The sequence below is a fragment of the Proteus sp. G2669 genome (genome assembly GCF_009915245.1).
Lineage (GTDB): Bacteria > Pseudomonadota > Gammaproteobacteria > Enterobacterales > Enterobacteriaceae > Proteus.
The window spans coordinates 170,403-188,439 of the sequence record NZ_JAABLX010000046.1 but is presented as its reverse complement, the minus strand read 5'-3'; the positions used below and the strand labels follow the sequence as shown (position 1 = coordinate 188,439).

Annotated in this window: 18 protein-coding genes and 1 riboswitch; of the genes, 9 read left to right on the top strand and 9 right to left on the bottom strand. The window is 35.3% G+C overall.

What is annotated here, in order from left to right:
- Positions 1 to 62: 62 nt before the first annotated feature.
- Positions 63 to 881 carry an MBL fold metallo-hydrolase gene (locus GWI68_RS13235; RefSeq protein WP_166540589.1) on the top strand — a complete coding sequence of 273 codons (819 nt, stop codon included), beginning with the start codon at positions 63 to 65 and terminating at the stop codon, positions 879 to 881.
- A gap of 189 nt (positions 882 to 1,070) precedes the next feature.
- Here the strand turns inward: GWI68_RS13235 and GWI68_RS13230 are convergent, their stop codons facing one another.
- The gene (locus GWI68_RS13230) at positions 1,071 to 1,517 is read right to left on the bottom strand and encodes a universal stress protein (RefSeq protein ID WP_109407757.1); all 447 of its coding nucleotides are present in this window, start codon (positions 1,515 to 1,517) and stop codon (positions 1,071 to 1,073) included.
- 237 nt (positions 1,518 to 1,754) lie between these two features.
- On the opposite strand from GWI68_RS13230, the gene psiE reads away from it, so the two are divergent.
- Both psiE and rlmA read left to right on the top strand, forming a co-directional pair.
- Complete coding sequence (gene psiE / locus GWI68_RS13225) at positions 1,755 to 2,168, top strand: phosphate-starvation-inducible protein PsiE (protein WP_072068485.1); 414 nt, start codon at positions 1,755 to 1,757, stop codon at positions 2,166 to 2,168.
- Between the two features lie 137 nt (positions 2,169 to 2,305).
- Positions 2,306 to 3,121 (top strand): 23S rRNA (guanine(745)-N(1))-methyltransferase, encoded by an 816-nt coding sequence (rlmA, locus tag GWI68_RS13220; RefSeq protein WP_166540588.1) that lies wholly within the window; start codon positions 2,306 to 2,308, stop codon positions 3,119 to 3,121.
- 94 nt (positions 3,122 to 3,215) lie between these two features.
- Here the strand turns inward: rlmA and mntP are convergent, their stop codons facing one another.
- The 4 genes from mntP to pabB all read right to left on the bottom strand — a co-directional run bounded on the left by mntP (position 3,216) and on the right by pabB (position 7,983).
- On the bottom strand, positions 3,216 to 3,803 hold the full coding sequence (gene mntP / locus GWI68_RS13215; protein WP_109407755.1) for a manganese efflux pump MntP: 588 nt from the start codon (positions 3,801 to 3,803) through the stop codon (positions 3,216 to 3,218).
- Between the two features lie 85 nt (positions 3,804 to 3,888).
- Positions 3,889 to 4,002, bottom strand: a riboswitch (yybP-ykoY riboswitch).
- Between the two features lie 498 nt (positions 4,003 to 4,500).
- Positions 4,501 to 5,862, bottom strand: coding sequence for an L-serine ammonia-lyase (locus tag GWI68_RS13210; protein ID WP_166540587.1), 1,362 nt, complete (start codon positions 5,860 to 5,862; stop codon positions 4,501 to 4,503).
- 185 nt (positions 5,863 to 6,047) lie between these two features.
- Complete coding sequence (locus GWI68_RS13205; RefSeq protein ID WP_166540586.1) at positions 6,048 to 6,611, bottom strand: CoA pyrophosphatase; 564 nt, start codon at positions 6,609 to 6,611, stop codon at positions 6,048 to 6,050.
- Complete coding sequence (pabB, locus tag GWI68_RS13200) at positions 6,598 to 7,983, bottom strand: aminodeoxychorismate synthase component 1 (RefSeq protein WP_166540585.1); 1,386 nt, start codon at positions 7,981 to 7,983, stop codon at positions 6,598 to 6,600. Before pabB ends, GWI68_RS13205 begins: the two co-directional genes overlap by 14 nt.
- Positions 7,984 to 8,095: 112 nt before the next feature.
- Here pabB and GWI68_RS13195 point away from each other — a divergent pair, with 112 nt between their 5' ends.
- Positions 8,096 to 8,278, top strand: coding sequence for a YoaH family protein (locus tag GWI68_RS13195; protein WP_072068479.1), 183 nt, complete (start codon positions 8,096 to 8,098; stop codon positions 8,276 to 8,278).
- Between the two features lie 96 nt (positions 8,279 to 8,374).
- Entirely contained in the window at positions 8,375 to 8,764 is a 390-nt protein-coding gene (yebF, locus tag GWI68_RS13190) for a protein YebF (protein ID WP_166540584.1), read from the top strand.
- A 98-nt stretch (positions 8,765 to 8,862) separates the two neighbouring features.
- Here yebF and GWI68_RS13185 read toward each other — a convergent pair whose 3' ends face one another.
- A complete protein-coding gene (locus tag GWI68_RS13185) occupies positions 8,863 to 9,096 on the bottom strand; it encodes a DNA polymerase III subunit theta (RefSeq protein ID WP_109407750.1) in 234 nt (77 codons plus the stop codon).
- Positions 9,097 to 10,437: 1,341 nt separating this feature from the next.
- Between GWI68_RS13185 and GWI68_RS13180 the strand changes: the two genes are divergently transcribed.
- Entirely contained in the window at positions 10,438 to 11,910 is a 1,473-nt protein-coding gene (locus GWI68_RS13180) for a sodium:alanine symporter family protein (RefSeq protein ID WP_109407749.1), read from the top strand.
- A gap of 98 nt (positions 11,911 to 12,008) precedes the next feature.
- Positions 12,009 to 12,848 carry an N-acetylmuramoyl-L-alanine amidase gene (locus GWI68_RS13175; RefSeq protein ID WP_166540583.1) on the top strand — a complete coding sequence of 280 codons (840 nt, stop codon included), beginning with the start codon at positions 12,009 to 12,011 and terminating at the stop codon, positions 12,846 to 12,848.
- Positions 12,849 to 12,978: 130 nt separating this feature from the next.
- Here GWI68_RS13175 and brnQ read toward each other — a convergent pair whose 3' ends face one another.
- The 3 genes from brnQ to GWI68_RS13160 all read right to left on the bottom strand — a co-directional run bounded on the left by brnQ (position 12,979) and on the right by GWI68_RS13160 (position 15,948).
- Entirely contained in the window at positions 12,979 to 14,325 is a 1,347-nt protein-coding gene (brnQ, locus tag GWI68_RS13170) for a branched-chain amino acid transport system II carrier protein (protein ID WP_109407747.1), read from the bottom strand.
- A 302-nt stretch (positions 14,326 to 14,627) separates the two neighbouring features.
- A complete protein-coding gene (yidA, locus tag GWI68_RS13165; protein WP_166540582.1) occupies positions 14,628 to 15,434 on the bottom strand; it encodes a sugar-phosphatase in 807 nt (268 codons plus the stop codon).
- Between the two features lie 127 nt (positions 15,435 to 15,561).
- On the bottom strand, positions 15,562 to 15,948 hold the full coding sequence (locus GWI68_RS13160) for a helix-turn-helix domain-containing protein (RefSeq protein ID WP_006533085.1): 387 nt from the start codon (positions 15,946 to 15,948) through the stop codon (positions 15,562 to 15,564).
- Positions 15,949 to 16,287: 339 nt separating this feature from the next.
- On the opposite strand from GWI68_RS13160, the gene mgrB reads away from it, so the two are divergent.
- Positions 16,288 to 16,464, top strand: coding sequence for a PhoP/PhoQ regulator MgrB (gene mgrB / locus GWI68_RS20665; protein WP_227335537.1), 177 nt, complete (start codon positions 16,288 to 16,290; stop codon positions 16,462 to 16,464).
- Between the two features lie 148 nt (positions 16,465 to 16,612).
- Positions 16,613 to 17,995 carry an amino acid permease gene (locus GWI68_RS13150; protein ID WP_166540581.1) on the top strand — a complete coding sequence of 461 codons (1,383 nt, stop codon included), beginning with the start codon at positions 16,613 to 16,615 and terminating at the stop codon, positions 17,993 to 17,995.
- The last annotated feature ends 42 nt before the right edge of the window (positions 17,996 to 18,037 follow it).

Genomic DNA, 18,037 nt, shown 5'->3' with positions numbered 1-18,037 from the left:
GGAACACTTCCTTTTTTTCATTACTATAAGCCATCTTCTAATAACGATAATCATCAAAACTAATGTTAACCATCACTGCATTACTAGAAAATAAATCAATCAATCCTGAGCTTAATTACTATCCTGGCTTATCATTATTATTAGAAGATGATGAGTGCCAAGCTAAAATACTTTTTGATACAGGAAAAGATCTTACCTTTATTTCAAATGCCAAAAAAATGGGAATTGATTTAACCACATTGAAAACAATTGTTGTCTCCCATGGGCATTATGATCATTTTGGTGGACTTACGCATTTACCAGTAGACTTTTTTCCCAATAAGCCACGAGTTATCGCTCATCCTCATCTATTTTCGGTTCGTTATTCAGCGCTTTTTTTAGGCAATAAAAATATTAAATTTAAACGATTAGCCCCTTTTTTTGATCGCAAAAAACTTGAAACACAATTTTCTTTTGAATTAACAGAAGTTCCTTTAACAATTGAGAAGAATTTCATTTATTCAGGACAGGTGACACAACGCCAAGTGAGTAAACGTTATGGTGTTATTATTCATCAATTAGGCGAAGAAGATGATTATGTTCTTGATGATAGCTTTCTTGTTTGGCAAGGAAAAAAAGGCTTAGTGATTATTACGGGCTGTAGTCACTCTGGTATTGAATCTATAGTTAAACATGCGAAAAAAATAACAGGTAATCATCAAATTCAAGCAATTGTGGGGGGATTACATTTGCGTTGTGCAACCCCATCAGCATTACAACGTGCTAAGAAAGCAATAGATAAAAATATCGATGTGTATGGATGCCATTGCACTGGCGTGTTAGGACGAAAATACCTTAATGCGAAAGATTTTAATGCAGGACAATCTTTATCTTTTGAGTAGAATTAATGTAAATATTGAACTGAAAAAAGACATGAAATTTTTGTTTTTTGGTCCGTATTCTAACAAGTTAATTCTTTGATATGAAAAAATTAATGTGCATTTAGTGCTATTTATAATCCGAAGGATAGCAGAATACTTTTGGCAATAAACAACCTAGCATTATTGCCAAAAGATAGGGGGCTAGTGATTTTATTTACGTATAACCATTACTGAACGTGACGTATTATTCACAATATAATCAGCAGTAGATCCTAGTAATATATTACGTTGATTACGCGAGCTTGAACCAATAATAATGGTATCTGCATCCACTTTTTCTGCTAATTCTAGAATATTATAATTAGGTGTGCCGATAACAGCATGGCACTGGTATTGCTCTTTAGGTAAGTTAAATTGTTGTTTTACACATTGTTCTAATTTTTCAGTTAGCAAAATTAGAGCTTGTTGCTTTTTCTCAACAACGGAAGTGCAATCACAATTAAGCCCATAAGCTTCTAAAGAGCGTAAATTAGGCATAACCGTAATAAAATGGAAATAATTTTCTGGTTTTGAGGCAAGGAAGTGAATATCAGCAATCATTCGTTGAATTCTGTTATCTTCTAATAAATCAATTGCAACAAGGTATTTGTTAGCCATAGTCTACCTTTTAAATAAATTAGCCCTTAAAAGTCAGTATAAGTAAATTAGCTTACAAGTTGAAATTTAAAAGCAAATATTGCGATTATTGCATCATTATTTTGGGTTTTTAAGCTCTAAAAGATAAAAAAATGGTGTTATGAACGAGTAAATCCTTTAAAATTTAGCCAATTGCCTAATAGCTATTTTTGTTCTTTTTACACATCCATGGAATGATCTCACTAGGTTATAGTTTATATGAGAAAATCAAGCGAAGACTTACTTAAATGTATTGCCACTATATTACAGTGGGTGCTTAATATTGGATTGCTTATTTTAGCAATTGTATTAGTTAGTTTTCTTATCAAAGAAACTTATGTAATTGCTTCATTATTATTTAATTTAGGTGCACAAGAGTCATCTTATCAATTACTAGAAGGTATTTTGATCTATTTTCTTTATTTTGAGTTTATTGCACTTATTGTTAAATATTTTTTATCTGGTGGGCATTTCCCGCTTAGATATTTTATCTATATCGGTATTACTGCAATTGTGCGTTTGATTATTGTTGAACACAAAGATTCTGTGGATACTTTAATCCAATCAGGCGCAATTTTACTGCTAGTTATCGCATTATTTATTGCTAATACTGAAAAGTTAAAACGGACTTAAAAATCGATAAATTATGTTTACTTAGTCACTGAGCATAAAAAAACAGTCTCAAAAATAAAAATAAGGTTTCCGCAAGATTGAGAGAGGTATGTTATTATCTCTCTCAATTTTATTAGGGGTTATACAAAAATATTACTATGTCCTATCAATGTCCATTATGTAATCAGGCACTTTCTCTTCGGGCTCACAGTTGGGTATGTGAAAATAATCATCAGTTTGATTGCGCGAAAGAAGGGTATGTAAATTTGCTGCCAGTGCAATTTAAACGCTCAAAAGAGCCGGGTGATAGCGCTGAAATGATAAATGCTCGCCGTGAGTTTTTAGATGCAGGTTTTTATCAGCCAATGAGAGATAAAGTAGCTGATTTACTACAAGCATTGTTGCCTATGGATAATAGCGTTGTATTGGATATTGGTTGCGGTGAAGGCTATTACACCCACCAGTTTTATCAAAATCTAAAATTACATAATCCTCAAGTGTATGGCTTAGATGTTTCTAAAGTTGCGATTAAATATGCAGCTAAACGTTATTCATCTATCCATTTTTGTGTGGCTTCAAGTCAGCGTTTACCTTTTTGTGATGCCTCTTTAAATGCTGTTATTCGTATTTATGCTCCTTGCAATAGTGGTGAATTAGCAAGAGTCATTGTAAATAATGGATATATTATTACGGTCACTCCTGCGCCTCGTCACCTATACCAGCTAAAAGCACTGATTTATTCAGAAGTACATCTTCATCCATTAAAAGAAGAACAATTTGATGGTTTCAATAAAGTGGCTGAGCATCAAGTTGCTTATATGATGAATTTAAACGGTAAGCAGGCATTTGATTTATTACAAATGACGCCGTTTGCATGGCGAGCAAGTGAAGAAGTGAAACAGTCATTAGCTGAAAGTGAATGTTTTGTATGTGAAACGGATTTTTTAATTCGAGTTTATCAACGTCATGTTTAATAACGAAAGCAATAAACAATTTATAATGTAAATAAAAAAGCTTAGGCATGATATTCAAACCTAAGCTTTTTATTGTGTTCTGTTAAATTGGTGATTATTTTGCGTACATAAATAATTCAAGATGTTCGAATACAATATTAAAGCCGATAGCAATTAATACGATCCCACCAATAATTTCTGCTTTTTTCCCAAGCACTGGGCCAATATAGCGCCCAATTAACATACCTAGTGTCGCCATGATCATCGTCATCATGCCAATGGTCATCGCAGTATGAACAATATTGACTTGAAGGAATGCTAAACCAACACCAATTGCCATTGCATCAAGGCTGGTGGCAATACCGGTTGCTATTAAAGAGAGCGATCCATGGCGTTGTGGCGCGGCTTCTTCGCAAGGACATTCATCACCACGTTTTACGCTTTGGTAAATCATACGACTACCAAGAACAAATAGTAATCCAAAAGCAACCCAGTGATCCCATTGAATAATATATTGGCTAGTATATAAACCTAATGCCCAACCAATAACGGGGGTGCTGGCTTCAATAATACCAAATATAAATCCAGTGCGGAGTGCTTCACGAAAACGAGGTTTATGTAATGTGGCACCTTTACAGACTGCAACAGCAAATGCGTCCATAGAAAGGGCAAGGGCAAGGATGATAGTAGCGTAGAAACTCATAATAAAGCCTCGGTTGGGGTATTTCCATATACACACAATTGACCCCCAACCAAAGAAGTACAATTATGTGTCTATGGTCTTGCCAACCGTATTACGGCATCTGCACCACGCTAAATAAAAATAAGCGAGTATGTTGATACAGACTTCTTAAAATAATTAAGTTTTATTTTAAGACAGGCTACTCCCCAATGACTTGATGCAGAAGATAACATATTATTTCTGAAAGGCAACATATTATTTATTATATTTCAAAGATGATATTGATAATAATTATCATTATTAACTTGGGCGATTTTAAATATATAAGGAACGTTTTTAAAATGTTAAAAAAATGATAACTTTCAATGTGATAAAATATTAACTATATAATAAACAATGAATTGTAATTATATTTATAATGAAAAATTAATTTTTTAAATTAAGAGGAATACACCTAAAAATAATAAGTTTAATTTTTTTAAATATTAAATGGATATTAAATAAGCCTATATTTAATGCGTCTATATTTAATCTTACGTTCTATATTTTATAAATATAGAAAAATAAAAAGTGGATTTTTTTAAAAAATATTTTTTATTTAATTATTAATCTTATGTTTTTCTTTAATTATCTATAGGTTAAGTGATCATTAAAAATAAAATTTCTAGTAATAAAAAAGCCATTCAAAATGAATGGCTTTTAACTAAAACAAGGTTAATTAGTCACATTGTACTTTTATTGCTAAACCACCGCGTGATGTTTCGCGATATTTAGCATTCATGTCTTTACCTGTTTCATACATGGTTTCAATAACTTTATCGAGAGAAACTCGAGGTTCGCTGGTACGACGAATGGCCATACGTGCCGCATTAACTGCTTTAACCGAAGCAATGGCATTACGCTCGATGCATGGAACTTGTACTTGTCCTGCAACAGGGTCGCATGTTAAGCCGAGGTTATGTTCCATACCGATTTCAGCGGCAATACAGACTTGCTCTGGACTTCCACCTAATAATTCAGCAAGACCTGCTGCTGCCATTGAACAAGCTACACCAACTTCGCCTTGGCAACCTACTTCAGCACCTGAAATAGAAGCATTCATTTTGTAAAGAATACCAATTGCACCTGATGCTAAGAAATAGCGTAAGTAGATTTCTTGTGTCACAGGTTCGATACAACGATCGTAGTAAGCCAATACTGCTGGCACGATACCACATGCGCCATTAGTTGGTGCAGTTACAACACGTCCACCAGCTGCATTTTCTTCATTAACAGCCAGTGCAAACATGTTGATGAGATCAACAACTTTCATTGGATCGTTTGACAAGCTGTTGCTTGATGTTAATAAACGATTTAATGCAGCCGCACGGCGAGGTACACGTAATGGACCTGGCAATACGCCTTCTGTATTTAAACCATGTTCAATACATTCTTGCATTGTTTTATAAACATCAGCGAAATAGGCATTGATTTCAGCTTGAGTGTGCAGATCTAGCTCGTTTTTCATCATTAAGCTAGAAATGGATAAACCAGTTTCTTTGCAGTGCTTTAATAACTCTTCGGCGCTAGCATAAGGGTATGAAACAGGTTTACTATTAAGTGTTGATTTACCAAAGTTTTCTTCATCAACAATAAAACCACCACCAATAGAGTAGTAAGTTTTTCTATATACTTCTTTGTCGCCAGCAAAAGCATGAATAGTCATACCATTTTCATGCAATGAGAGGTTGTCATTACTGAAATGCATACTTTCTGCTGGGAAGTCGACAATTTTTAAGCCATTTGCTAATGATAGTTTGCCAGTTTCTTCAACGTTACGAATAAAGCTGGGAATGCTGTCAATATCGACAGTAGCAGGTGCGTTACCAGCTAAGCCCATAATAATTGCAATATCAGTGTGGTGACCTTTGCCTGTTAAAGACAAGGAGCCGTAAACATCAACAGCTACACGGGTGACAGACGCAATCAATTCCTGGTTGACTAAATCATCGACAAATTCTTTACCCGCTTTCATTGGCCCTACAGTATGAGAGCTAGAGGGTCCGATGCCCACTTTAAACATGTCGAAAACGCTAATCACGTCAGACTCCTTAATAATAAGAGAGAGGGTTAAAAAAGAATAAAATATAGTTATTTATAGTAAAGGGATCGTTTTTACGATTATATCGTCCCGTTAATGATGTAGTTTACAACATTTTTTTAAAATAGCTAAGTAGAGTTGTGAAGGCGATGATAAAAAGCACAAGCTGGACAGAAAATAACGCTTTAAGTGATATGTAAAGCAAGTTTATGTAAAATAGCCGCCGTTAATCCCCAGACAAGATGTCCATCATAAGGATAAAAATAGATCCGATGATTTTCACCTGAACGGCGAAAATCGAGTGGTTGATAGTGTTGTGCATTGAGTACATGACTTAATGGCATTTCAAAGATAGAGGCGACTTCAGCTGGGTTTTGGCGTAAAGATAAACCTGCTGGGATCACGCCCACAATGGGAGTAACTAAATATCCACTTGAACTTTGCAATGGTGGTAATTGCCCAATCACCGAAACGGCATTGGGTGGAATAGCGACTTCTTCGTGAGCTTCTCTGAGCGCGGTTTCAATAAGATTATTATCTTCAGGATCTCGTTTGCCACCAGGTAAAGCGACTTGACCTGCATGCGAGCGTAATGTTGATGCGCGTTCCGTTAATAATATGGTTGGATTAGGTTTATTGATAATCGGCAGCAATACTGCTGCCGTTTTTTGAGCATGGAGTGGCTGATTTACCCTATCATCAGGTAATGTGAGTTGAAAACGATTGATAAAAGTATCAATGGGTGTCATCGATAGTAGACTCACTTAAAACAGTTAATATTTGCCCAAGTTTATCGAATGTTTCTTGGTACTCTTTTTCAGCAACACTATCAGCAACAATACCGCCGCCCGCCCAACAGTAAATCTTATTTTTTTCTGTCAATAAAGTACGGATGCTGATATTGGCATCCATTGTGCCACAAAAACTAATATAGCCGATGGCACCACAATATCCATGACGGCGATGTGGCTCTAATTCTTCAATGATTTCCATTGCTCGGATCTTAGGTGCGCCAGTGATTGAACCGCCGGGAAACGCAGCTCTTAATAAATCTGTTGCTGTTAGATGTGAGGGAAGTTGTGCTGTAATAGTACTGACTAAATGGTGTACTGCTGGAAAACGTTCAACAACAAACAGTTCTGGTACTTTAACGGAACCGGTAACGGCAACTTTTCCAATATCATTACGCATAAGATCAACAATCATTAAATTTTCTGCGCGATCTTTACGTGAACTTTGGAGCAGTAACGCTTGTTCATCATCTTCTTCGGGGGTCACTTTGCGTGGCAGTGTTCCTTTTATCGGGCGTGTTTCTATTTTATTATCAGCTAAATGAATAAAACGCTCTGGTGAAACACTTAATACAAAATTATTGGGCAAACACATAAAAGATGAAAAAGGTGCTTTATTTGCTTGATTCAATGTTAAAAATGCAGCCCATTCACTACCAGTATAATTTGCACAAAAACGTTGAGCTAAATTAACTTGATAACAATCACCAGAAAGTAAGTATTGATGAATTTTAGCAATTTTTTCGTTGTATTCAGCATTGCTAATGTTCGATTGCCAGTCTGTGGTTAAGGTAAATGGAGTATCAATCAATGTGGGCGTTTGGTTTTCTAGCCACTGCAATCGCTCATCAATATTATCATAGCTAATTAAAGTGGCTTTTTTTAATTCATGATCGACAATTAATGCCCAATCATAAATTCCAATAGCCATATCTGCAAAATTGAGTTCATTTTTAGCGTTTTCAGGTAGTTTTTCAATACGACGGCCTAAGTCATAACTCCAAATACCTAAAGCCCCACCTAAGAACGGCAATGAATCATTGTATTCTGGATGAAAACTAAACTGTTCTAGTTCTTGTTGGATCAGTGTAAAAGGATCTTTTTTAGAGCGTCTGATCGCACCATTTTTTTCTTTAATTGTTGTGGTTTGTTTGCGTGTTTCTAAAGTTACAAGAGGATCAGAGACAATAATATCAAAACGGTTATGAGGATGTTCGGCAAAGCCAGAATGAAGTAAACTAGACCAAGGCAATGAAGCGATGGGAGAGAATACCCGTAGTGCTAGATCTGGGGTATAAATGAGCTCACGTTGTTGTAATTGCATATCCATCTTATGACCATGTAAACAAAGTATGTTGTATCATTCGCACAATGAATTGTAATCAAAAAGATTATATTCATGTAAATACAAAATAGAAGTTGATAAAGATAAGAGTAACATTATGTTTCTAGGAATGCCTACATTAACACACGAAGAACAACAAAAAGCAGTAGAAAAAATTCAATCTCTTATGGCTGAGGGAATGAGTAGTGGAGAGGCTATTCAGTTGGTTGCTCAAGAATTAAGAGAAAAGCACACAACGCGTGAATCGGTTTCTATCATATTTGATGATGAGAATGAATAAAACATTTTTTTAACAAATGTCACAAATATGTTGTTAACCCTATGCTATGCTTAATGGAAACACATCCTGTTTTAAGGGATATTTTCGGGAGGTTATATGAAATTAAGCAAGTTAGCAGGTCAAACAGGGATACTTGGTGTAGCTCTTTTACTTGCTGTTTCTTTTGGGGCATCTGCAGAAAGTGTCGATAATGTTAATAAAGATATTGTACGCTCTGCACCTTTTGCGAGTTGCGTTAATTTAGACAACAACCAACTTGTTACTAGAGTGAAGAATGATTATCTACAGAATCGTCTCCCCCGTTGGCAAGAAGATAAAAAGGCGTTGGGTCCGAAACCTGTAGCAAGTATCAATGCTAACGAAGTTATCAAGATGGATAATAACTATCAGATGGTATTGAATGTTCGCGGAGCGAGAACAGATCTTCGTTACAATGTTCAAGTTAATTGCGACGAAAATACCATCACTTATGTTTCACCTAAATAATGAATAAGTGATAGTTTCCATTGTTAACAGATTGAAAAAAAGAGATAAACTTAAGTTTATCTCTTTTTTTGTCATTAAATTTTATCAAGAAAGTGCTATTATTTTTTCGCTTGAGGCTCATAAGGTAAACGAGAATAGTGTTGGCTTCTCGCTCGATAAAACATTAGCCTTTCTTGAAAATAAGCGTGAAGCGCTTGAGGCTGTTCTCGTAAAACTGCGTCAGCAACAACAGGCATATTATATCGCTCTTTAAAGGCAACACCTGAAGCGGCTAAGCTTACATTTATTTTGTCTTTTTCTTCTTGTGTTAATTCTGAAAGGTTATAACCCATCGTTCTCCTCCCTATAACAATACGAATAAAGTAAAAGAGCATGCTTATTAATGCAAGTAAATAAAGATATTAGTCATTATATAATGATAAAAAGCATCCGCATTATTTAGATGATTTTTTAATCAGTATCATTAAATATAACAATGAAAAATAAATATTCACTAATTGTTATACTACTTTATAGGTAATTTAAATAATGAAAATGATAAAAATCGCATTTATACACATAATTAAATCTATTTTAAAATAGACTAAAAAATAGTTTACCTTTGTAAAGAGTAAATAAATATAATGTTTAATTTGATTTAGATCAATGAACAAAACAAAGAAATTTGCATTAAAAATAGATAAATATTGTTAATTCATTGGGTGTGTGTGTGCTATGTGTTTGTTTTATATTACTTGATAGAGGGTTAAGATAAGGTGTTGAAATATTGATATAAAAAAATGCCCTGTTGGGGAAACAGGGCGAAAAATAATACAACACCAGGGAAAAACATAGTATAAATAAAATTAACTAAATGGTTAATAGGTAAACTTACGTGATTCTTCATTTTTTTATTAATATAAAATAAATATTTAATACTCTTTAATTAGTACTTAAAAAAAAGGAGCGCTATTAATGAATAGTAAGTGAATAAAAAAGAGAACGGATACCAATCAATGATATTCGTACAGATGACAGACAAAAAGATATATTAAAATTTAAATATTTATATAATTTTATAAGGAAAGTTATAAAAAATACTTTTTGTCTTACTATAAAATCTTATTAAGATTAAAGCACTTCATTGATTATGTAATACAAAAATTTTATTGTTAATGATTATAAAAAGCTTATTTCTTAAATGTTAATTATCATAATGATTAATCAAGATTAAAAAAAATTACTTTAACGAATCGTTTTTATTTTTCATTATTAAATTTATTTTAGATAATAAAGAAAGTTATTTGTTGATGTTTTTTTGAGCTGTATGTTTTTTTTCTAAAATGACTGATTAACTTAATTATTAAAGTATTAACTTTTCTTTTTTGAGTTAATAAGATTAAGAGATATTTATTTATCTTAATGATATGTATTGATTTTTTATTTTGTAATATTGTTTGTTTTAGTTAATGAGATAATTAAATTCAAATACTAACATATAAAAAAATAAACAAAAAACATACATTTCGCACAATCTTGTGTTACATTTAATTCGCTTTTTATACAGCAATTTTTGATATTACATAAAGACATACTTGGATCATTAATTGATTCAATTACACGGTGTTTATTCGTTTTTATTTCAATAGCGATGTAAGGATAAGTTATATACGTTATTATACAGGGGGATTAATTTGACTGGGCTAATAAACTTTGCAAATAACATTTTATGGGGATATGTCCTTATCTACTTACTTCTAGGAGTCGGTATTTATTTTACTATCCGTACTGGGTTTATACAAATCCGACATTTTAATCATATGTTCTCTATTTTAAAAAATAGCCATAAGTCAGATAAATCAGGGATCTCTTCCTTTCAGGCATTATGCACAAGCTTAGCTGCGCGTGTAGGAACCGGAAATTTAACCGGTGTTGCCATTGCATTAACGGCAGGCGGGCCTGGTGCTATTTTTTGGATGTGGGTTGTTGCTCTAATCGGTATGGCAACATCTTTAATTGAAAGCACACTAGCACAGCTTTATAAGACAAAAGACGATGAGGGTAATTATCGCGGGGGACCTGCTTATTATATGACGAAGGGATTAAAAATGCGCTGGATGGGCGTTCTCTTCGCTATTTTCCTAATCATTGCTTTTGGTTTAGTTTTTAATGCGGTTCAAGCCAATTCGATTGCGCAAGCAACAGCATCAGCCTTTAATTTTGATCCATTTTATGTTGGCATCTTTTTAGTGATAACTAGCGGATTTATTATTTTTGGTGGTCTACGCTGGGTTGCTCGTGTTGCAGAGCTAGTTGTTCCTATTATGGCAACTGCTTATTTATTATTAGCCTTCTGGGTTGTTGCTGATCATATTGAACGTTTACCTGATGTTTTCCTTTTAATCTTTAAAAGCGCTTTTGGTTTACAAGAAGCTGCGGCCGGTGCGATAGGTTACGGCATTAGCCAAGCAATGACTCAAGGTATTCAGCGGGGCTTATTCTCTAACGAAGCCGGAATGGGATCGGCTCCTAATGCTGCCGCTTCTGCAACACCTTATCCGCCACATCCTGCCTCTCAAGGTTATATTCAAATGCTTGGTGTATTTATGGATACGTTGGTTATCTGTAGTGCAACAGCAGTGATAATTTTGTCATCAGGAGTACTCGATAGTTATCCAGAAGGCATTAATGGCATTCAATTGACGCAATTGGCGCTGTCATCAAGTGTAGGTGGTTGGGGAAGTACCTTTATTGCTATTGCTATTTTCTTCTTTGCTTTTACCTCGATTATTGCCAATTATGCTTATGCAGAAAGTAATATGATTTTCCTTGGGCGTAATCATACAACAGGGCTATTCCTTTTACGCTCAGCTGTATTAGCAATGGTGATGTTTGGTGCTTTGGCAGATATGCCTCTTGTTTGGAAAATGGCTGATCTCTCCATGGGATTAATGGCAATGACAAATTTAATTGCCATTATATTACTTTCAGGCGTTGCATTAAAATTAGTCAAAGATTACAACCAGCAACGACAAGCTGGTTTATTGCCAACTTTTGATATACGCCAATATCCAGAGCTACAAGCGGATATTGAAGATGGCATCTGGGAAAATAATATCATTCCTGATGAGCCTTTAGTTAGATGTGAAAAAGTCAGCAATAACTGAAGAATATAAAAAAAGAGTTAAAACGGGAAACCTATATTTTTTAATATGGGTTTTTTTATTACAATTTAACTTTGGGAACATTAACTCAAGGATCAGAAATGAAGTCTAGTCGGTATTACATTGGATTACTTATTGCTGTAAGTCTCTTAAGTAGTTGCGTTCAACAACCTGAGTATATTGATCGAGGCGATTATATTGCTAAAGTTATCCCTAATAAGCAGGATGCTAACGACTGTGTTAAATATTTAGTCATGCATTATACCGCGCTAGATGATGAGCGTTCATTGAAGGTTCTCACTGCTGGGCGAGTTAGTAGCCATTATCTTATACCAACACATCCCTCAACTATTGATGGAAAACCTGTTGTTATTTCATTAGTAGATGAAAGACAAATTGCTTGGCATGCAGGTGTTAGTCAATGGGGAGATGCGACAAGCTTAAATCATTGTTCTATTGGTATTGAGATTGTTAATCTGGGCTACCGTGATAATGGAAAATTTAGATATTGGTATTCTTATACAGCAGATCAAATTGTCACTATTTCAATGGTGATGAAAGATATTATTGAACGCTATGATATCGAGCCTCAAAATGTTTTGGGCCACAGTGATATTGCGCCTTTAAGAAAAGTTGATCCGGGTCCTTTATTTCCTTGGGAAAGATTAGCAAACCAAGGAATAGGTGCTTGGCCTGATAAACAGTTAGTACAAGCTTATTTAGCCGGTAGAGATCCTTCTGAGCCAGTTGATGTTGCAAACTTCCAAAAGCTATTACAGCAATATGGTTATCAAACACCAACAGATGGCATATTAGATAATGATGCACAAAAAGTCGTTAAGGCTTTCCAAATGCATTTTAGATCAGCGAAAGCCAATGGGCTCCCTGATGCTCAATCAGAAGCTATTTTAAGGGCTTTGATTGAGAAATACCGAACTTAAAGTTTCCTTTGATGAATTGACAGTAAAAACACAAGGGATCAAAAAGCAAAAAGCGTCTCCACTATAGAAGTTGGAAGACGCTTTTTTTTGAACTTACAATCAGCGCTACAAATTACGAGCTATATACTAATTATTTTGCTGTATTTTCTACTGAAAGATTTTCTTCTTTAAGATTTAAGCTAACAAACAGTGAAATTATGAATGCAATTGCACCGGGTAATACCCAACCTAGACCATAATCAGAAAGCGGGATATAGCTAAATAATTGCAGTAAATCAGCATTTAACCATTTCAATTGTTTCAACGTATCGAAAAGGCTCATTAATACGATGATGGCAATAGTAAAGCGATAGGTAAAACGCGGTGATTTTAATTTGTTACGAATAAATTGCAGTAATACCAATGTGACTGATGTTGGATAAATCATCAATAACGCAGGAATGGTCACACGTAATAAAGTATCAAGGCCAAACGTTGATACGATTGTGGTCATTAATGTAAAGACAACAACCCAGAAGCGATAGCCTAAACGGTGATGGAATGTCGCGAAATAGTCAGCTGCAGCACTTGTTACACCCACTAAAGTGGTCATACTTGCTAATAAAACAATCCCTCCCATTAGCCAAGTACCAACAGAGCCAAATAAGGCATCAACATAACGAGAGAATATTTGACCACCATTTGTGGCATTAAGTGCAGGATCTGCAAAAACAGAAACAGAATGGCTAGTGGCACCTAAATAGAACAGGCATAGATAAAGCGCAGCTAACAGTAAAACGGAAATGAGTCCTGCTTTTACGGTAATAAAACCGATTTGGCGTGGTTCAGTAATTCCTTTGGTATACAACGCACGCGCAACGATACCACCGAATGCCATAGCAGAAAGGACATCCATGGTTTGGTAACCGTCTATAAAGCCAGAGAAGAAACCATTAACAGCATAAAGACCTGTAGGCTCTCCAATAGGAGAAATAGGTTTAGCCACAACGGCAATGCCAACAACAACCAGCAAGACTAACAGTGCTGGAGTCATAAATTTACCAATAGCGCTGATCATCGTGCCTTGTTTTAGCATGAAGAACATACTTGTAATATTGAAAACAAGCGCGAAAGTTAGGTGTGTTGCGGTATTTTTCTCGATAAGACCTAATGGCAGGAAGCCCATTTCATAAGCGGTGTTAGTTACACGAGGCATCGCAAAAGTAGAACCTACGATAAGATATAGTGCAACCCAGAAAATGACAGCGACCCATGAAGGTAAATCAACAGAGAGACGTTCACCACGTCCTCGAATTGCAACAATGACTAAGGTAAGAAAAGGAAGTAAGACACCCGTAACAAGAAAACCTAAGGATGTGCTAAACCAAAGGCTTCCTGATTGAAAACCCGCCATTGGGGGGAAAATAATATTACCAGCGCCGAGGAAGAGTGCGAAAACCATCATTCCAAGAACGAGCATGTCTTTTGTAGAAAGCATAACTAAAACTACCTGTCTGTGAAGAAAATATATTAATGATTTATATTTGTTATTCTACTCTTAGCCTATTTAATAGCTGAATATGTTGTAAAAATGCAGTTTGAATAACGAAAAGTGAATTGATAGTAACAAATTCTGAAGGATATGTAAGAAGAAAGGCAGATTTAACGCTCATTTAACAGTAATTATAGAATAATAAAAGGCTATGTTTTTGGTCAAAAAGCAGTGTGATCCTCTGCTAAGGATCACAAATGCTATATAATTTTGTAGACATTCACGATAAAACACAAAAAAGATCGTGTTTAAATAAATTTATTGATAGCGACTGCAACACCGTGCTCTTCATTAGAAAGTGTGACGAATTTGGCGACTTTTTTCACTTCATCAGGAGCGTTTCCCATTGCAACACCTAAAGCAGCATATTTCAGCATCGCTAAATCATTACCTTGATCACCGATGCACATAATTTTTTCTGGAGTAATTTTTAAATGCTCAGCGACTTTTTGAACCGCACTTCCTTTATTGACATTAGTATTTAGTACTTCAATAAAATAAGGGGCACTACGTAATATGCTATATTGTTCGTAAATATTGGCAGGTAAATATTGGATGGCGTTATCTAAAACAGCTGGCGCATCAACAATCATAAATTTACTAAAATACATATCAGATTGCATTTCATTAAGTGGGCGATAGTAAAGAGGTGTCCAAGATAAGAAGGCTTCTTGGCAAGTGAAATGGCTAATATGACGATTAGTAGTGTAAATTTTATTATCACTAATGACGTGAAAATGAACACCTATCTCACGAGCGAGATTTTCAAAATAGAGGTAGTCTTCAAAATTGAGTAAATCCTGAATAATGACTTCACCATTATCTGCTTGATGAATTTGGCTTCCATTATTGCTAATACAGTAACAATCAGAAGTATCAAGACCGAGTATCTTTAAATAAGGGGAGATGCCATTAAAAGAGCGTCCTGAAGCTAGCACAATCTTAACACCAGCGTCTTTTGCTCGTTGAACCGCATTGTGTACTTCGGGCGTGATTTCGTGTTGTTTGTTGAGTAAGGTTCCATCTAAATCAATAGCGATAAGCTTAATACTCATTAGCATCCCCATATTAAATAAAAGCAATCATGATAAAGGAAGGGCGAAGCGGTCTATCATCACATAGCTTGAGTATTATTTATGTGACATTAAGGGCTATCTGTATAATGTCACATAAATAGAAGAGTTAATCACAACAAGGTGATTGTAAATGTAAGGGTTGTTTGGTTTCTAATACGATCTCTTGATTTTGCCGAAAGTCGAAAGGCGTAATGCCATACTCTTTACGGAACATGTAGGTAAAGTGAGACTGTGAACCAAAGCCAAAATCGAGGGCGATATCAAAGATAGAGCGCTCACTGGTACGTAATAAATGAATAGCGCCAGCCAATCTACGCTGACGGATATACTTTCCTAAAGAGGTGCCTGTGACTTCTTTAAAGATTTTCTGCATGTGCCAAAGAGAATACCCAGAATAAGCCGCCAACTCTTCAAGATGGATAACACGGCCTAAATGCTCCTCAATCCATTTACTTAGCGCGCAAACCAATGCGAGATGATTATCTTGTGGCATTACAGTTCCATTTTATCAATGAAGTTAAGGTAAAAATCAAAATTAACTCCCTAATCTTATACAAAAAGTGGCAGACAGAGAAATCCATATTAATGGATAGCTATTTCTTATCATTGGCAAAATGTGTAATAAAAATAAAAAGTGTTCATTTTGCCGACAGTTTAGAGAAAAATAGTGCAAATTATCTCAATTCTGTCGAGGAAGCGTTTACCTTTCATTATGAAAGTTATGCTAAATTCACTCATAGAGATAATTGATTGCGAATTTTATAACAACAACTCTCCGTGTTGTTATCGTATTTAAGCGAATGCTTATAATGTTATTAATCATACTAACAAAATGTATTTAAAGGATTTTAAATTGAACGCAAAGAAAATAATTATTAGTTTAATTATTGCATTAGCCATTAGTTTAGGTCTCTATCTTATGGCTTTAGATAACTTTTGCGATCGCGGAGAAGACTTTCAGCAAGGTCTTTGTCGGTTTACCACATTATTCCCCTCCAAACATAGCTAAAAAATCGCTTTTCTTATTATTTTTCGCCTAGCATAAAATGTATTTGTTATTCAAGTCAGATTAGTGTTTTAATGGGGGCTTGAAATAAACAAAATCGTAAATATTAGTTTACACGTTAAGTTGATAAAATAATAAGAGAAGAGGATGTATGGCGAGAGAGTCGCAACAGACAGAACTTAAGCGCGGTCTAAAAAATCGACATATCCAGCTTATTGCGCTGGGTGGTGCTGTCGGCGCTGGTCTGTTTCTTGGTATAGCGCAAACCATTAATATGACTGGCCCATCAGTAATACTAGGATATGCTATTGGTGGTTTTATTGCGTTTATGATCATGCGCCAGTTGGGCGAAATGGTTGCCGAAGAGTCAGTTGCGGGTTCGTTTAGTCACTTTGCCAATAAATATTGGAGCCCTTTTGCCGGCTTCTTATCTGGTTGGAATTACTGGGTGATGTTTATTCTTGTTGGTATGGCAGAATTAACTGCAGCAGGAAAATACATTAACTATTGGTTGCCTGATATCCCTGTCTGGGTTTCCGTTGCTATCTTCTTTGTGGCAATCAACTTAATCAATTTGATTAACGTTAAAATGTATGGTGAAACCGAGTTCTGGTTTGCCATTATTAAAGTATTAGCAATTGTTGGGATGATTTTATTTGGGAGCTACTTGCTGGCAAGCGGTAATGGTGGACCTCAAGCTTCTGTAAGTAATTTATGGGAGTTAGGTTTCTTCCCTCATGGCTTTACGGGCTTTATGTCGGCATTGGCGATTGTTATGTTCTCTTTTGGTGGGCTTGAGCTGGTGGGGATCACGGCGGCTGAAGCTGAAAATCCAAAAGTCAGCATCCCGAAAGCGACTAACCAAGTTGTTTATCGTATTTTAATTTTCTATATCGGCTCATTGTTGGTGCTACTGTCGCTTTATCCTTGGACTCAAGTAGTAAAAGGTGAAAGCCCATTTGTCCTGATTTTCCATAATTTGGATAATTTCTTAATCGCAAATATTTTAAACGCTGTGGTATTAACAGCCGCATTATCTGTTTATAACAGCGGTGTTTATTCTAATAGTCGTATGCTCTATGGTTTGGCAAAACAAGGTAATGCGCCACATGCACTTTCTCGCATTAATAAACGCGGTGTGCCGGTTGTATCACTACTCTTGTCCGCAATTGCGACTTCATTGGGTATTTTAGTTAACTACTTATTACCTGATCAGGCATTAGAGCTATTAATGGCATTGGTTGTTACTACGTTAGTGCTTAACTGGATTATGATCTGTTTGGCGAATTTAAAATTCAGAGCCGCAAAAAACAAAGAGGGTGTAGAGCCTTTTTTTAAAGCGCTTTGGTATCCTTATGGTAACTATATCTGCCTTGCTTTCTTATGCATGATTTTAGTGATTATCTTATTTATGCCACAAGTGAATATTTCGGTGATTTTAATGCCATTCTGGATTGCATTCTTGTGGGTTGGATTTAAGATTTCCCGTATGAAGAAAACACCTAATAGTACTCAAGCAAGCCAAGATATTTAAAAACTGAGTTGATGGTAAGTTGGTGTGTTGTGGAAATATATA

Excerpts from the sequence above, each read along its gene's own strand:
- GWI68_RS13235 (WP_166540589.1), top strand. The coding sequence starts at position 63 with ATGTTAACCATCACTGCATTACTAGAAAATAAATCAATCAATCCTGAG.
- GWI68_RS13230 (WP_109407757.1), bottom strand. The coding sequence starts at position 1,517 with ATGGCTAACAAATACCTTGTTGCAATTGATTTATTAGAAGATAACAGA.
- psiE (WP_072068485.1), top strand. The coding sequence starts at position 1,755 with ATGAGAAAATCAAGCGAAGACTTACTTAAATGTATTGCCACTATATTA.
- rlmA (WP_166540588.1), top strand. The coding sequence starts at position 2,306 with ATGTCCTATCAATGTCCATTATGTAATCAGGCACTTTCTCTTCGGGCT.
- mntP (WP_109407755.1), bottom strand. The coding sequence starts at position 3,803 with ATGAGTTTCTACGCTACTATCATCCTTGCCCTTGCCCTTTCTATGGAC.
- GWI68_RS13205 (WP_166540586.1), bottom strand. The coding sequence starts at position 6,611 with ATGACACCCATTGATACTTTTATCAATCGTTTTCAACTCACATTACCT.
- pabB (WP_166540585.1), bottom strand. The coding sequence starts at position 7,983 with ATGGATATGCAATTACAACAACGTGAGCTCATTTATACCCCAGATCTA.
- GWI68_RS13195 (WP_072068479.1), top strand. The coding sequence starts at position 8,096 with ATGTTTCTAGGAATGCCTACATTAACACACGAAGAACAACAAAAAGCA.
- yebF (WP_166540584.1), top strand. The coding sequence starts at position 8,375 with ATGAAATTAAGCAAGTTAGCAGGTCAAACAGGGATACTTGGTGTAGCT.
- GWI68_RS13185 (WP_109407750.1), bottom strand. The coding sequence starts at position 9,096 with ATGGGTTATAACCTTTCAGAATTAACACAAGAAGAAAAAGACAAAATA.
- GWI68_RS13175 (WP_166540583.1), top strand. The coding sequence starts at position 12,009 with ATGAAGTCTAGTCGGTATTACATTGGATTACTTATTGCTGTAAGTCTC.
- brnQ (WP_109407747.1), bottom strand. The coding sequence starts at position 14,325 with ATGCTTTCTACAAAAGACATGCTCGTTCTTGGAATGATGGTTTTCGCA.
- yidA (WP_166540582.1), bottom strand. The coding sequence starts at position 15,434 with ATGAGTATTAAGCTTATCGCTATTGATTTAGATGGAACCTTACTCAAC.
- GWI68_RS13160 (WP_006533085.1), bottom strand. The coding sequence starts at position 15,948 with ATGCCACAAGATAATCATCTCGCATTGGTTTGCGCGCTAAGTAAATGG.
- mgrB (WP_227335537.1), top strand. The coding sequence starts at position 16,288 with ATGTATTTAAAGGATTTTAAATTGAACGCAAAGAAAATAATTATTAGT.
- GWI68_RS13150 (WP_166540581.1), top strand. The coding sequence starts at position 16,613 with ATGGCGAGAGAGTCGCAACAGACAGAACTTAAGCGCGGTCTAAAAAAT.